This is a genomic window from Stenotrophomonas sp. STEN147 (assembly GCF_056757995.1).
Genome location: NZ_JBRRCG010000003.1, coordinates 42,291 through 56,263 on the forward strand (window position 1 = coordinate 42,291; position 13,973 = coordinate 56,263).

The 13,973-nt window shown below is 67.1% G+C and carries 14 protein-coding genes; 5 read left to right on the plus strand and 9 right to left on the minus strand.

The window, feature by feature from the left end:
• Positions 1-100: 100 nt before the first annotated feature.
• The 3 genes from ACVOKU_RS05055 to ACVOKU_RS05065 all read left to right on the plus strand — a co-directional run bounded on the left by ACVOKU_RS05055 (position 101) and on the right by ACVOKU_RS05065 (position 3,325).
• The gene (locus ACVOKU_RS05055) at positions 101-1,456 is read left to right on the plus strand and encodes an SLC13 family permease (RefSeq protein WP_481559308.1); all 1,356 of its coding nucleotides are present in this window, start codon (positions 101-103) and stop codon (positions 1,454-1,456) included.
• A gap of 59 nt (positions 1,457-1,515) precedes the next feature.
• Positions 1,516-2,235, plus strand: a complete 720-nt coding sequence (locus ACVOKU_RS05060) for a GntR family transcriptional regulator (protein ID WP_065174583.1) — start codon at positions 1,516-1,518, stop codon at positions 2,233-2,235.
• Between the two features lie 142 nt (positions 2,236-2,377).
• Positions 2,378-3,325: a nucleoside hydrolase gene (locus ACVOKU_RS05065; RefSeq protein WP_065174581.1), complete on the plus strand. Its 948-nt coding sequence runs from the start codon at positions 2,378-2,380 to the stop codon at positions 3,323-3,325.
• A gap of 4 nt (positions 3,326-3,329) precedes the next feature.
• Here ACVOKU_RS05065 and ACVOKU_RS05070 read toward each other — a convergent pair whose 3' ends face one another.
• The 5 genes from ACVOKU_RS05070 to ACVOKU_RS05090 all read right to left on the minus strand — a co-directional run bounded on the left by ACVOKU_RS05070 (position 3,330) and on the right by ACVOKU_RS05090 (position 8,253).
• Positions 3,330-4,610, minus strand: coding sequence for an MFS transporter (locus ACVOKU_RS05070; RefSeq protein ID WP_481559309.1), 1,281 nt, complete (start codon positions 4,608-4,610; stop codon positions 3,330-3,332).
• Positions 4,611-4,725: 115 nt separating this feature from the next.
• Positions 4,726-5,853: a metallophosphoesterase gene (locus ACVOKU_RS05075; RefSeq protein WP_481559310.1), complete on the minus strand. Its 1,128-nt coding sequence runs from the start codon at positions 5,851-5,853 to the stop codon at positions 4,726-4,728.
• 111 nt (positions 5,854-5,964) lie between these two features.
• The gene (locus ACVOKU_RS05080; RefSeq protein WP_481559311.1) at positions 5,965-7,503 is read right to left on the minus strand and encodes a TerC family protein; all 1,539 of its coding nucleotides are present in this window, start codon (positions 7,501-7,503) and stop codon (positions 5,965-5,967) included.
• Positions 7,504-7,547: 44 nt separating this feature from the next.
• Entirely contained in the window at positions 7,548-7,772 is a 225-nt protein-coding gene (locus tag ACVOKU_RS05085) for a helix-turn-helix domain-containing protein (protein WP_065174577.1), read from the minus strand.
• Positions 7,773-7,785: 13 nt separating this feature from the next.
• On the minus strand, positions 7,786-8,253 hold the full coding sequence (locus ACVOKU_RS05090) for a DUF2975 domain-containing protein (protein WP_065174736.1): 468 nt from the start codon (positions 8,251-8,253) through the stop codon (positions 7,786-7,788).
• Between the two features lie 259 nt (positions 8,254-8,512).
• Here ACVOKU_RS05090 and ACVOKU_RS05095 point away from each other — a divergent pair, with 259 nt between their 5' ends.
• On the plus strand, positions 8,513-8,830 hold the full coding sequence (locus ACVOKU_RS05095) for an ArsR/SmtB family transcription factor (protein WP_196768758.1): 318 nt from the start codon (positions 8,513-8,515) through the stop codon (positions 8,828-8,830).
• Positions 8,831-8,841: 11 nt separating this feature from the next.
• Positions 8,842-10,236, plus strand: coding sequence for a DUF2867 domain-containing protein (locus ACVOKU_RS05100; protein ID WP_481559312.1), 1,395 nt, complete (start codon positions 8,842-8,844; stop codon positions 10,234-10,236).
• Positions 10,237-10,305: 69 nt separating this feature from the next.
• Here the strand turns inward: ACVOKU_RS05100 and ACVOKU_RS05105 are convergent, their stop codons facing one another.
• The 4 genes from ACVOKU_RS05105 to ACVOKU_RS05120 all read right to left on the minus strand — a co-directional run bounded on the left by ACVOKU_RS05105 (position 10,306) and on the right by ACVOKU_RS05120 (position 13,928).
• The gene (locus ACVOKU_RS05105; protein WP_481559313.1) at positions 10,306-10,806 is read right to left on the minus strand and encodes a GNAT family N-acetyltransferase; all 501 of its coding nucleotides are present in this window, start codon (positions 10,804-10,806) and stop codon (positions 10,306-10,308) included.
• A 14-nt stretch (positions 10,807-10,820) separates the two neighbouring features.
• The gene (locus tag ACVOKU_RS05110; protein WP_258391157.1) at positions 10,821-10,943 is read right to left on the minus strand and encodes a hypothetical protein; all 123 of its coding nucleotides are present in this window, start codon (positions 10,941-10,943) and stop codon (positions 10,821-10,823) included.
• 127 nt (positions 10,944-11,070) lie between these two features.
• Positions 11,071-12,801, minus strand: coding sequence for a GGDEF domain-containing protein (locus ACVOKU_RS05115; RefSeq protein WP_481559314.1), 1,731 nt, complete (start codon positions 12,799-12,801; stop codon positions 11,071-11,073).
• 101 nt (positions 12,802-12,902) lie between these two features.
• Positions 12,903-13,928 carry an AI-2E family transporter gene (locus ACVOKU_RS05120; RefSeq protein WP_481559315.1) on the minus strand — a complete coding sequence of 342 codons (1,026 nt, stop codon included), beginning with the start codon at positions 13,926-13,928 and terminating at the stop codon, positions 12,903-12,905.
• Positions 13,929-13,973 lie beyond the last annotated feature (45 nt).

The window sequence follows — 13,973 nt, forward strand, 5'->3', positions numbered from 1 at the left end:
CGAGCAGTACGTATCACGCAACACTGCAGTACGTCGCCTTACCCCGGGGATGGCGGGTCTCCATCCGCGCTGTACGTGAGCCACGTGTCTGGGAGGGCGCATGAGTCCACAAATCGCAACGATCATCGGTCTGGTGATCATGTTCATCGTCGCCACCGCACTGCCGATCAACATGGGCGCAGTGGCCTTCGCACTGGCCTTCATCATCGGTGGTGTCTGGGTCGGCATGGGGGGCAAGGAAGTCCTTGCCGGCTTTCCCGGCGATCTGTTCCTGACCCTGGTCGGCATCACCTACCTGTTCGCCATCGCGCAGAAGAACGGCACCATCGACCTGCTGGTGCACTGGGCGGTACGCGCGGTGCGCGGCCACATCGTGGCCATTCCGTGGGTGATGTTCGTGGTCACCGCGGTGCTGACCGCCTTCGGCGCCCTCGGCCCGGCAGCGGTGGCGATCATCGGTCCGGTCGCGCTGCGCTTCGCCAAGCAGTACAACATCAACCCGTTGATGATGGGCCTGCTGGTCATCCACGGTGCGCAGGCCGGCGGCTTCTCGCCGATCAGCGTGTACGGCAGCATCACCAATGGCGTGGTGCAGAAGGCCGGGCTGGAGGTCACCGAGATGGCGGTGTTCCTGACCAGCCTCGGCTTCAACTTCATGATGGCGATCATCTGCTTCCTCGCCTTCGGCGGCATCGCGCTGATGCGACGTGGCTCGATCACCGCGGGCGGTGCGGAACCGGCAATGGCCGGTGGTCCGCAGGCGTCGTCGCGGCAGTTCGCCATCGAAGGCCATGGCGCGCTGGTGGCGGCCGGCGGCGGCACCCTGAGCAACGATCCGGCGGCGCTGGATGCAGTGGGTCTGACCCGGGAGCGGTTGTTCACCCTGGTCGGCCTGCTCGGCCTGGGCGTGGCGGCACTGATCTACAACCTCAACGTCGGCCTGGTGTCGATCACCGTCGCAGTGGCGCTGGCACTGCTCTCGCCGCAGAGCCAGAAAGGTGCGGTGGATGGCATCAGCTGGTCGACCGTTCTGTTGATCTGTGGCGTGGTGACCTATATCGGCGTGCTGGAGCATGCGGGCGCGGTCGACTTCATCGGCAACGGGGTGTCCAACATCGGCATTCCGCTGCTGGGCGCTCTGCTGGTGTGCTACGTCGGCGGTATCGTCTCCGCATTCGCATCGTCCGCGGCGGTGCTCGGCGCAACGATTCCACTGGCGGTGCCGTTCCTGATGCAGGGGCACCTGGGTGCAGCCGGCGTGATCTGCGCACTGGCGGTGTCGTCCACCATCGTCGATGTCAGTCCCTTCTCCACCAACGGTGCACTGGTCGTGGCATCGGCGGCGAAGGAAGAACGCGAGACGCTGTTCCGCCGCTTCCTGGTCTATAGCGGCCTGGTGGTGGCACTGGGGCCGCTGCTGGCCTGGCTGGTGTTCGTGGTGCCGGGCTGGATGTAGGCGATGACCGGTCGTGCCGGCTGACGGCCGGCACGACCGCCAGCGGGTACACTCTGCCAATGGCCATCGCCCCTGCTCCACGGTCCCCGAAGAAGCGCGCGCCCCTGTACGAGGAGGTCGCCGAACATGTGCGCGAGCGCATCTATGACTATCGCCTGCCCCCCGGCGAATGGATCGACGAGCCTGCGCTGTGCAGTGAACTGGGCATCAGCCGCACCCCGCTGCGCGAGGCGCTGAAGCTGCTGGCGGCCGAAGGCCTGGTGCAGATCGACGCCGGGCGCGGCAGCCGGGTAACCCGGCTGACGCTGGAGGACCTCAACCAGCTGTTCCCGGTGATGGCCATGCTGGAGGGCCGCTGCGCGCATGAAGCGGTCAGGCATATCGATGATGCGGGCGTGGCCCAGCTGGAATCCCTGCATGCCGCGATGGAAGCGGCGGCGGCTGACGGCAACATCGCCGAGTATTACCGCAACAACTACCTCATCCACGAAACCGTGCAGCACTATGCCGGCAATCCGTGGCTGATCCGCATCACCCACGACCTGCACCGCATCCTGAAGATGCATCGCGGCCGGCAGCTGCTGACGCCCGGACGCACGGCACAGTCGCTGGCCGAGCACCGCGAGCTGATGGAGTGCTTCCGTCGCCGTGATGCCGACGCGGCAGAGCGCACGATGGAACGGCACCTGCTCAGCCAGGGCCAGGCGCTGGCCGCCTACGTGGCGGCCGGGGGCCTGCTGAACGTACCGGCGCCGCTGCCGACCGAAGGCGGCGCCTGAGCGAGCTGTCGCCCCGCCGGGCGTGGCCCGCCGCCCCGCCAATGGCCCTGCCTGTCATGAAGATGGGACAATGTAGCGCGCGCCGGCCCGCCTCCTGGCCGCCGGGGCCCCCCGCACCACACGGAAGAAGAAGAACAACAACATGCTGAAAGTCATTTTCGATACCGACCCGGGCGTCGACGACGCCCTGGCCCTGCTGTACCTGCACAAGCATCCGCAGATCGACCTGATCGGCGTTACCACCACCTTCGGCAACGCCTCGGTGGAGTCCACCACCCACAACGCGCTGTACCTGAAGCAGGCCTGGGCGCTGACTGCGCCGGTCGCGCGTGGCGCCGCGGGCCCCCTGCAGCCCGATGCCACGCCGGAAGCCTGGCCGGTGCACATCCACGGCCACAATGGCCTGGGCAATCACCCGGTACCTGCCCAGCTGGACGTGACCGCCGACGCCCGTCCTGCGCACCAGCTGATCATCGATCTGGTGCGGGCCCATCCCGGCGAGGTCACGCTGGTCGCGGTCGGCCGCATGACCAACCTGGCCCTGGCCCTGCAGCAGGCACCGGAGATCGCCGGCCTGGTGCGTGGCGTGGTCATCATGGGGGGCGCCTTCCACGTCAACGGCAACATCACCCCGGCCGCCGAGGCCAATATCTGGGGCGATGCGGAAGCCGCCGACGTGGTGTTCACCGCACAGTGGCCGGTCACCGCGATCGGCCTGGATGTCACCACCCGCGTCGAGATGGACCGTGACGGCCTGGACAAACTGGCTGCGGTCGGGGGCGCCGATGCCGAACTGGTGCGTGCGCTGTCGCAGGACTACGTGGACTTCTACCTGCAGGCCGGCCACAAGGGCATGGTGGTGCACGATTGCTGCGCCTGCATCGCGCTCACCCGCCCGGAGCTGTTCCGCTTCGAGCGCGCAAGCGTGCGCGTGGCCACCGACGGCGTCGCCCGTGGCATGACCATTCCCAAGCCTGAAGGCCTGGCATTCGGCCCCAGCGTATGGGACGGCCACGTGGTGCAGTCGATTGCCATTGGCGTGGATGCCGCCGCCGTGCTGGCCGACATCGAGCAGACGCTGAAGGTGTGACCGGCTAGGATCCGCCCTGCTTGCCAGGGCGGCTCTTCCGCGTCGATGCCGTTTCCGGCAGCGTCCACAGCACCGGCAACACCAGCAATGCGACCAGCGCGATCATCGCGCCCGGTGCCGCCGCCCAGCCGCTGCGCTCCACCCACCACTGCGCCAGCCACGGTGTCGCCCCGCCGAAGACCGCCGTGGCCATGGTCACGCCCAGTGCCAGCCCGCTTACCCGGCCCTCGCCCGGAAACTGCTCGGCCGTGGCCGGTGCCGCGACCGCGCTCACGCCACCGGCCACGCAGGCCAGCAGCACCGCCGCCACGGCGATCCCCAGCGGCGTGGTATGCGCCATCCAGCCGAACAACGACAGCGGCAGCAACGCCGCCAGTACCGTCAGGCCCAACAGCAGCGGGCGCCGGCCGAAGCGATCCGACAACGCACCGCACAAGGGAGTGATGGCGATCACGGCCACCGCCGCGATCGTCGACAGCCACAGGGCATCGCCCTCGTCGTGCCCCTGCGCGTGCAGGAACGCGGGCACATAGGTGATGCCGACGTAGTAGGTGATCGAGCCCAGCGCGGAAATGGCGAAGGTGCGCGCTACCGCCTGCGGATGGTGGCGCAGCACGTGGCGCAGCGGCGTGGCAGGAATGCTGCCCTCGCGACGCTGCCGCTCGAACTCCGGCGATTCATGCATGCCCGAACGCGCGATCAGGATGACCAGCGCCAGTGCAGCACCGACGAAGAACGGAATGCGCCATCCCCAGCTGTCCAGTTGTACCTGCGGCAGCAGCGCGACCGTCAGTGCGGAGATCGCCACCGCCAGCAGCGCGCCCACTTCGCTGGCCGCCGAGGCCAACGAGGTCACCAGTCCACGCCGGCGTGCCGGAGCGCTTTCCAGCAGATAGGCGACTACGCCCGTGTATTCACCGCCCACCGAGAATGCCATCACGCACCGCAGCACCAGCAGCAGCACACCCGCCGTCGTGCCCGCCGTCGCGGCGGTAGGCAGCAGCGCGGTGGCCAGCATGGCTGCAGCCATCAGCGCCATCGAGGCCAGCAGCATCCAGCGCCGCCCCAAGCGGTCGCCGAGGTGACCGAAGCACAGCGCGCCGAGTGGGCGCATCAGGTAGGACACGGCAAATCCCGCAAGGGTGACCAGCATCGCCTGTTCGCCGCCGCCGAAAAACACCCGCGACAGCACCGTGGCGAAATAGAGGTACAGGGTGAAGTCGTACCACTCCACCACGGTGGACAGGCCGGCGACCCACATCGAGCGCTGCTGTGTCGCACTCATCGCCTGTTCGCCTTCGCCACCGTCGTTTCCCTGTCTGCGGTCCGTGCGCAGGGTGCCACCACGCGGGTGACGGCACAGTGGACCCGCTGCACGACGGGCGCGGACCGCAGACGGCTCAGGGTGCGCGGCGCAGGGTGATCAGGGTGATCTCCGAGGGCACGCCGATGCGTGCCGGGAAGCCGGCCCACAGTCCCGCACCGTTGCTCACATACAGCGTCATGTCATCGACGCGGTACCGTCCGGAGACGAAACCGCCGTTGGCACGCCTCACCAGCTGGTCCATGCCGAGGATCTGGCCGCCATGGGTATGGCCGGACAGCTGCAGCTTGACCCCGCGTGCGGCCGCGTCCTTCGCATTGCGTGGGCGGTGGTCGAGCAGGATTACCGGGTTGGCCGGATCCGCGCCCGCCAGCGCCGCCTGCAGGTCGGGCAACGGCAGGCCATAGCGCGCGGCCACCGGATCGGTGACACCGGCGATCGTCAGCGCTGCATCCCCCCGCCGCACCTGCACGTGGCTGTTCTCCAGCACCTGCATGTGCAGCGCACGGAACGCCTGCATCCATTCGCTGTACTGGGCGTAGTACTCGTGATTGCCAGTGATGGCGATCACCCCGTCCGGCGCCCTCAGTTCACCCAGGGGCCGGAAGTCATTGCGCCGTGCCTGCACGGTGCCATCGATCAGGTCGCCGGTGATGACGACCAGGTCGGGCGCCAGGGCATTGCTTTCGGCCACGACCTGACGCACCCAGTCGCCGGTCAGCAGGCGGCTGGCGTGGATGTCGGTAAGCTGCAGTACGCGGTAACCCTCGAACGCGGCAGGCAGGCCGGCAATGGCCACCTCGATCTGTCGGGTCTTGGGCACCGCCATGCCCTGGCTCACGCCCCAGGCACTGACCAGCAGAGCCAGCAGGCCTGCGCCCGGGCGCAGCCACGGCGCGCGCAGCGCTGCGGTCACACGGGGCCTGCGCAGAACCCACGCGCCAAGCAGGCCCACGTCCATTACCAGCATCACCAGTGCCAGCAGCAGTACTGCAGTGGAGCCGGTGGCGAGCACGGCGATGGCCAGCTTGGGGATTTCCGGCGAGGCCATCGTGCCCCAGAACGTGGCCACGATCCGCAGCTGGACGGCGATGGCTACCAGCAGCAGGGACAGCACTGCCTTCAACCACACGGGCAGGCGCAGCGGCCAGAACAGGCGAAGGGCCACATACACGCCCATCAGCAAACCAATCGTACTCAGCACTGCGACGTTCCTGGACGAAGACAAGAGCCCGCCATGGTGACGGCTGCGGACAGCGTTGTGTAGAGCCGGGCCATGCCCGGCTGCTCAGTTCGCAGTCGAGCACGCTCGACGCTACGGAAGCCCGAGGCGCTCCACCCGCAGGCGGACAATGCGCCGCTTCTCCATGGCCAGTACGGTGATGCGGGCATCCGCTACTTCGACCGCATCGCCCACATCCGGCAGGCGGCCAAGCTGGTCCAGCACCAGGCCGGAGATGGTCATGTAGTCGGCACTGCGGGGCAGCGACACGCCGGCCAGCCGTTGCAGGTCATCCAGCGTCAACGCGCCGTCGGCCTCCCATTGGCCCTCGTCCAGCGCCACTACGCCGTAACGCTCGTCCTGGGTATCGACCAGATCGCCCGCGATCGCCGCCAGCAGGTCATTGGCGGTCACCAGGCCTTCCACACTGCCGTACTCGTCCACCGCTACCGCCAGCGGTACCGGGTGCAGGCGGATCAGTTCAAGCGCCTGCAACGCGCTGGCGCTGGACAGCACGTACTGCGGCTGGCGCAGGTTGGCTTCCAGCTGCAGCGGCCTGCCCTGCAGCAGGTCGGCCAGCAGGTCGCGGCTCTGCACCACACCACGCAGGCTGTCCAGATCACCCTCGCCCACGAGCAGGCGCGTGTGCGGCGACGCCACCAGGCGCGCCACCACGTCGTCCTGGCCGCGCGCCAGATCGATCCACTGCACGTCGGCGCGCACGGTCATCACACTGGACACAGGCCGGTCAGCCAGGCCCAGCACGCTGCGGATCATCTCGTGCTCGGCCGGCTGCAGGCGTTCCTCCGGATCACCGTGGTCTTCTTCGCTGACATCATCGTGGCCATTGGCCGGACGGGCGCCCAGCAGGCGCAGCACGGCATCGGCAGTACGCTGACGGAACGGCTGGCGACGCTCGTTGCGCTCGCGGTTGAAGCGCACCCACTGGTTGAAGGCTTCCACCAGGATCGAGAACGCGATCGCCGCGTACAGGTAGCCCTTTGGAATCTTGTAACCCAGCCCCTCGGCGACCAGGCTGAAGCCGATCATCAACAGGAAGCCCAGGCACAGCACCACCACCGTGGGATGCTTGTTGACGAAGCGGGTCAGCGGCTTGCTGGCCACCAGCATCAGTGCCATCGCGATGGTCACCGCGGCATACATCACGCCCAGGTTGTCGACCATGCCCACGGCAGTGATCACCGAGTCCAGCGAGAACACGGCGTCCAGCACTACGATCTGTGCCACCACCATGGCAAAACTGGCGTAGACCTTCTTGCCGTCTTCCTGGTGACTGCGGCCCTCCAGCCGCTCATGCAGCTCCATGGTGCCCTTGAACAGCAGGAACAGGCCACCGCCCAACAGGATCAGGTCGCGTCCGGAGAAGCTGTGACCGAACAGCGTGACCAGCGGCTCGGTCAGCTTCATGATCCACGCCAGCGCGGCCAGCAGCACCAGCCGCATCAGCAGCGCCAGCGTCAGGCCGATCACCCGCGCACGGTCGCGCTGGTGCGGCGGCAGTTTGTCGGCAAGGATCGCGATGAACACCAGGTTGTCGATGCCGAGCACGATCTCGAGCACTACCAGGGTTGCAAGTCCCATCCATATCGAGGGGTCAGCCAACCATTCCATTTCGGGTCCGTTTCGTCAGTAGGTCAGGGGGAAAAACAAAAGCTTCAGCCGCCATCGTGCGCCTGCGTCGGGTCGTAGCCGAGCAGGTCGCCGGGTGTGCATTGCAGCTCCCGGCAGATGGCATCCAGCGTGGAAAAGCGGATGGCGCGGGCCTTGCCGGTTTTCAGGATGGACAGATTGGCCAGCGTGATGTCGATGCGCCCCGCCAGCTCGGACAGGGTCATGCCACGCGCCTGCAGCATGCGGTCCAACGTGATCACTACGGCCATCAGGTCAGGTCCATCAGATCAGGCCATCCAGGTCGTCGCGCATCGCCGCGCCGACCGCGAACACGCGCGCCAGCACGAACAGCATCAGTACCGCGACCAGACCGGTGATGGACATGCCTCCGCCCACCTCCATCCAGGCGAAATCAGGCCCCATCCAGGCAGCGTAGAGGCCGATCACGATCGACAGCAGTTCCATCGCCAGCATCAACCAGGCCATGCGCTGCAGGCGCCGGGCATTGGCATGGGTGAAGGGGCGTTCGCGGGCAGCGGACCTCAGCATCCGCGCGAGGTGTCGGAGGAACACCAGGCACAGCACCAGCAGGGCAACGATGGTGCCCAGGCCGATGCAGAAGTGCAGGAACAGATCGCCTCCGTGGGCGGCGGCAGTACGTGCATCATGCACGGCATCCAGCAGCCAGCGGCGGTCGTAGGCGACCAGCGGCACGGCCAGCAGTGCGGCCAGGATGCCCAGCCAGCACATGGCCCGCACGGCCTGCACGGCGGTCTGGGCCAGGGTGAACAAGCCTCGCGCGGGTCTGGCGCGGGCGGGACGAGCGGTCAAGCGGCCTCCGGTATTGGGGTGGCCCTGCCGCCCCGGGGTGGATTTATCGATAAACGATATACCACATCTCGAAGTGAAAGGCTGAACGTCGGCGCTGTTGCACGCGAGCTTCGAACCCGCCTCCGCACTTGACACCCCAGTGACGATTTGATTATTAATTAACTAATTAGTTAATCACATTCTCATGGATCGCATCTTCGAAGCGCTCGCCTCAACCGCCCGGCGGCAGGTCCTGGCCTATCTCAGCGCCGGTGAACTCAGTGCGGGCGAACTGTCCGAGCGCTTCGATTTCAGCAAGCCGGCACTGTCCAACCATCTGCGCATCCTTGAAGAGGCAGGTCTGATCGAACGCGAGAAGCGTGGCCAGTACGTGTACTTCCGACAGGTGCCCGACCGGCTTGCCAACACCTTGTTCTCGTGGGCTGCCGAAGTCTGCCCGGTGGGCGGCCCACTCAAGCGCGAAGCGCGCGCACGCCGCAAGTCACCCGCCCCCTGAGGAGCCGCCCGATGCCTGGACCGACCCACGACAGCCGCTCGTTTCCAGGTGTACAGCTTGCGGCTCAGGAGGGCGGCGGCCCCGTTGAAGTCACACTGATCGCACAGCTCGGCATCGGTGCCGGCGACGCGCTGGTGGCTGATGCCAGCCAGCGTCAGCGCCACCACCCCGCCTTCATCGATGCACTCGATGAGCCCTCTGCACGGCTCGGTGGCATGCATCTGCAGTACGGCGATGCGTCCTCGCTGTACAGTTTCATGGTCGGCGAAGGCGGACATCCGTTCCATCGCCACGCCGGCCCACGCATGTTCACCGCCATCGCCGGCAGCGCAGGCGCTGAGCTGCGTTTCGCGATGGCCTCCGATGCACAGCTCGCAATCGATCCCGTCGCGCTCCCGCGCTCGCTGCGTCGCGTCCAGATCCCACCGGACTGCCTTTTCACCGTTCGATTTGGCGGAGGTACCTGGCACCAGTTTGTATCGAACCATCCTGGCCACCCTGCCCTGTTCGCACTGTCTTGCCACAGCAACGAACTGGCCGGTGCGATGAGCGCTGAAACAAGAGCGCAGGTGCAACGCAACGGTGCTGATATTCCCAGCTTGACTGAGGTGCTTCCCGAGGTGCACTGGCCCACCATGGCCACGTTGGCGGCCACCCCGCTGCTGCGTCTCTCGCTGCAGGCCGGACCTCCCAGCCTGTGCGCGTCCCTGTGCGCCCGTACCCGGGCGTTGCTCGGCCCTCTGCGACGGATCAATCTGCGTCCACTGCGTGGCTTCGTCGAACGTGCCCCCCTTCCATTTACCATCGAGTCCCGCGCGCCCAGCGATGACGGACTGCTGGGCAAAGCACTGCAGTCCAGCAACTACCATGATCTGACGGTGCTCCGGCTGGACGGTGCTCAGTTGCAGCAGCCACCTGTTTCGCAGTTGCTGGCAAACGTGCTGGAAGGCTTCCTGTGCAACCCACCGGGCGGCGTCAGCCAGCTGATGGCGGTGCGCAACTGGCTGGTGGCTCCCTTGGGGCTGCGCACCGCGCGGCTGGGCTGCCCGGTCTCGTCGCTGGCATGCAGCGATCACACGCAGCTCTTTGCGGGCCGCTATCCCGTGTTGGATTCACAGGTCGATGCACATGGCCGCTATGCCGAAGTACTGCTGGGCGCCGACGATCGCCACCTGCGCTTCCGCAGCAGTGTCCGCGTGCAGCGGCATACCGACGGCCGCATCGATATCAGCCTTGGCACGCGTGTGCAGATCCGCAACCTCTTCGGGCGTGTCTACATGGCGTTGATCGATGGCGTGCACCGGCATTACATCGCCCCTGCACTGCTGCGGCGCGCAGTCGAACATGCGCTCGCGCCCGAACTGGCGGTTCCCGGTGCCTGGACCGGTGAAGCCTCGCTTCGCTGAGTCCATAAAAGGCGGGATGAAACGCCGTTGCCGTGTTCCGCAAACTGCCGAGGGGTTTACTGTTCGAACTCAACGCGCGTAGCGGAACACCAGATCGTCCGGATCGACGCGCACCGCGTCCGCATCCAGCACCCCGCCCAGCCGCCGGGCCACGGCCTGCGACGCGAGGTTGTCCGGCGCAATGTAGCTCACCAGCGTCGGCAACTGCAGCGATGTGAACGCCCAGTCGCGCAGGGCCGCCGCGGCCTCGCTGGCGAAGCCCTGCCCTTCGTGGCCGTCGTACAACAGCCAGCCCAGTTCCTTTTCCGGAAACAACGGGCCGTGATTGATGCCGACCTGTCCAATGCAGGCGCCGCTGTCGCTCCGTTCGATCATCAGCGCGCCGTGGCCGAACAAGGGCCAGCTGGCCAGGTCGTGACAGAACTGTCCCCAGGCCGCGACCTCACCAAATGGACCGCCCATGCCGCGCGCACGGGGCGATGCAAGAAAGCTCGCATAGGTGTCGAAATCATCCAGCCGCTGTGGGCGCAGGCGCAACCGTGCGGTATGCAGCGTGGGAATCTCCAGCATCGCCACGGCCGATCTCACTGCACAGCCACACGACCATCACCGCGGCGCCGCAGCGACGGAGGGCGTGGCGCATCGGCGTCGGTGCGCGCCAGCACGGACGCCGGCTGCGCGCTGGCCAAGGCGGGATCGACGGACATGGCGGGCTCCTGCAGTGTCAGGCTGCAAGTCTAGGCCGCGCCCTGTGCGATGCAGATGAAGTGCGGCGCAAGGGGGCATGCTGCCCCTGATGTACCGCCATGACCGGCGTCGCCAGCGCCGTGGCACTCAGCGTGCACCGGCAATCCGTACCTGGTCGCGTCCCTGTGCCTTGGCCCGATACATGGCGGCATCGGCAGCACGCAGCAGGGAACGCCAGCCCAGTGCATCGGTACTGCCCTCGGCCACACCGAAACTGGCAGTGACACGCAACACGTTGCCATTGCCCAGCACGATATCCGACTGCTGCAGTGCGACGCGCAGCGATTCGGCCAACCGGCCACCCGCGCCGAGATCCCCATCCGCCACCAGCACAAGGAACTCCTCGCCACCGTAGCGGGCGATGCTGTCGGTGTGCCGCAGGTACCTGCGCAGCAGCTGCGCAACCTGCACCAGTACCTCGTCGCCTGCGGCGTGGCCATGGCCGTCGTTGATCGCCTTGAAATGATCGACGTCGAGCAGGATCACCACCGCCATGCCGTTGCCTGCGGCGTGCCGCTGCTGCACGTGTTCGTCCAGCGCGCGCCGATTGAGCAACCCGGTCAGCGCATCGGTGCCGGCCAGCTGGCGCAGTTCGCTGGTCAGTGCGGAACGCTCACGTGAGGTCTCGCGCAGCACTTCAATCGCGTCGAACAGCCGCTGCATCTCTGCCAATGGATGAGTGACGTGCTGCGCGGGGCCCGGCGCGTCGGACGCGATCTGCACCACCTGTTCCTGTGCCTGCAGCAGCGGGCGGAGGATCTGCCGGTGGGCGATGCGCAGGGCCACGCCCAGCACCGCCAGCGTGCCCAATGCGGTGGCCCACAACACGGCCAGCCGCGTGGCCTCGCGATTCCGCGCCTGTTCGAAGCGCTCGATGGACACGCTCAGGTAGCCGTCGCGCAGCGCCTCCAGCGACTGCAGCGTCGGAACGTAGCGCGCCGTGAACTCCGCGGTGTTCCACGGCGGAGGCCGTCCACGGCGACCTTCCTCGATCAGCTGTTCGATCATCGGCAGCGACTCGGCGAAGAACTGCCGGCGTGCCATGTCCCAGTGCCAGGAAAGCTCAGGATCACTGCGGAACACCGACTCGTGACTGGCTGCCAGCCGCCACAGCTCGAGCAGGCGGCCCTCGGTCTGCTGCGCCGCGCGTACCTGCCGGACGCGCCAGGCCCCGGGAACCGCCACCGGCGCCATCACATTCGACGCCAGTCGGCCGCCATGCTCGCGCAGGTCCATCAGGATCTGGCCCTGGATCGCCGGAATCGCCGCTTCGAGGCCGGTGGCCACCAGCACGTTGATCTGCGCCGAACCCAGGCGATGCAGGCGATCGGTCACCATGAACATGCTGTTGATCGCATGCTCCACGTCGTCGACCGTCCGCGCGGCTGCGGGCTTTGCCACGACCCGGTCCACCGCCGCGCGCGCCTGGCGGAGCTGATGCTGGGCCTCGAACAGGGTGCGGCGCTCGTCAGGCAGGGAGGGCCCGGCCAGGATCACGGCATCCATCTGCGTCATCGCCATGTCGACCCGCCTTCGCGCCTGTGCCAGCCCTCCCGCCAGCCGCGCGCGTTCGTCGGTGTCGGCGCAATCGCTGCCGAGCAGGCTGTTGGCAGGCCCGCGCTCGGCCGAGGCCAGATTGGCCAGATCAAAGGTCTGTCGCAACCGGTGCAGGCTGACGAGGTTGTCTTCCGCTGCGGTGTAGCGCAGCGTGCCCTGGACCAGGGCGATGACCATCAAGGGCAGCGTGCAGACCACGAACAGCCCGGCCAGGATCCAGACCCAGGTCCGTAACCCGATCGGCGACACCTTGCGGGCCATTCACCATTCCCCTGAAGTGCCGGTCACTGTAGCTGCCGGCTGGCGGCACCCACAAGCGTCCACCGTGGCGCTGCAGTGGCGCCCGCTGGCACCGGCAACTGTCAGATCCAGCGCTGGTCCACCAGTTCCCGTTTCACATAGGCATAGAACACCGGCGCAGCGACCAGCCCCGGCAGGCCGAAGGCGGCTTCCATCACCAGCATCGACAGCAGCAGTTCCCACGCACGCGCCTGGATCTCGCCACCGACGATGCGGGCATTGAGGAAGTACTCGAGTTTGTGGATCACCACCAGGTACAGCAGCGCCACCACCGCCACGTAGAACGATACCGACAGGGCAACGATGGTGATGACGGTATTGGAGATGATGTTGCCCACCACGGGCAGCAGGCCGGCGATGAACGTGATCAGTACCAGCGTCTTCGACAGCGGCAGGTGCACGCCGAACAGCGGCAGCACCCCCAGCAGGAAAATCGCGGTGAACACGGTATTGAGCAGGGAGATCTTCACCTGCGCGAACACCACCTGGCGGAATGCGGTCGCCAGGCGGCCGGTACGGCCGATCAGTTCCTGCGCCAGCGGCCCCATCGTCGGCAACGGAAGCTCGTCGTACAGCGCGATCATCGCCCCGAGCACCATGCCGATCAGCACGCGCGCGCCGATCTGCACCGCCGACGTGCCGGCGACGCCCAGTTGCCGTTGGTGCTCTGCCGCCCACTCGTTCAATGCCGCACGCAGTGCCGGCATGTCCTCGGGAATATAGGGCTGCAGCAGTGCCGGCACCTGGTGGCGCGAGGTGTTGAGGATGTCCATCAGGCGCGCCAGCAGCGCATCCGGCCCGCCGGTTTCGGTGCGGAAGAAGGACGCCACGCCGATGCCGGCCAGCACGAGCACGCCGATGATGACGGCCGAAAGCACGATCACCGCGATCGCACGCGCGCGCCCGGGCGGCAGGCGCCCCTCCACTGTCGACGCCAGCAGGTGGGTCAACTGGAACACCAGCAGGCCCGACAGCAGCGTCACCACCAGGCCCAGCTTCAGTACCAGCCACATCCCCAGCAGCATCAATGACCAGGCCGCGATCCTTGCAACGGGAGGCCGGGGCTGGGCAACGAGGGCGTCTTGCATGGCATGAGTCCGGGCGGGGTGGCCCATGGTAGTGGAACGCTCCGG

What these genes read in the sequence shown, in the direction of transcription:
- ACVOKU_RS05100 (WP_481559312.1), top strand. Translation starts at nt 8,842, where the DNA reads ATGCCTGGACCGACCCACGACAGCCGCTCGTTTCCAGGTGTACAGCTT.
- ACVOKU_RS05120 (WP_481559315.1), bottom strand. Translation starts at nt 13,928, where the DNA reads ATGCAAGACGCCCTCGTTGCCCAGCCCCGGCCTCCCGTTGCAAGGATC.
- ACVOKU_RS05060 (WP_065174583.1), top strand. Translation starts at nt 1,516, where the DNA reads ATGGCCATCGCCCCTGCTCCACGGTCCCCGAAGAAGCGCGCGCCCCTG.
- ACVOKU_RS05085 (WP_065174577.1), bottom strand. Translation starts at nt 7,772, where the DNA reads ATGGCCGTAGTGATCACGTTGGACCGCATGCTGCAGGCGCGTGGCATG.
- ACVOKU_RS05070 (WP_481559309.1), bottom strand. Translation starts at nt 4,610, where the DNA reads ATGAGTGCGACACAGCAGCGCTCGATGTGGGTCGCCGGCCTGTCCACC.
- ACVOKU_RS05080 (WP_481559311.1), bottom strand. Translation starts at nt 7,503, where the DNA reads ATGGAATGGTTGGCTGACCCCTCGATATGGATGGGACTTGCAACCCTG.
- ACVOKU_RS05090 (WP_065174736.1), bottom strand. Translation starts at nt 8,253, where the DNA reads ATGTGCTGGCTGGGCATCCTGGCCGCACTGCTGGCCGTGCCGCTGGTC.
- ACVOKU_RS05065 (WP_065174581.1), top strand. Translation starts at nt 2,378, where the DNA reads ATGCTGAAAGTCATTTTCGATACCGACCCGGGCGTCGACGACGCCCTG.
- ACVOKU_RS05115 (WP_481559314.1), bottom strand. Translation starts at nt 12,801, where the DNA reads ATGGCCCGCAAGGTGTCGCCGATCGGGTTACGGACCTGGGTCTGGATC.
- ACVOKU_RS05110 (WP_258391157.1), bottom strand. Translation starts at nt 10,943, where the DNA reads ATGTCCGTCGATCCCGCCTTGGCCAGCGCGCAGCCGGCGTCCGTGCTG.
- ACVOKU_RS05105 (WP_481559313.1), bottom strand. Translation starts at nt 10,806, where the DNA reads ATGCTGGAGATTCCCACGCTGCATACCGCACGGTTGCGCCTGCGCCCA.
- ACVOKU_RS05055 (WP_481559308.1), top strand. Translation starts at nt 101, where the DNA reads ATGAGTCCACAAATCGCAACGATCATCGGTCTGGTGATCATGTTCATC.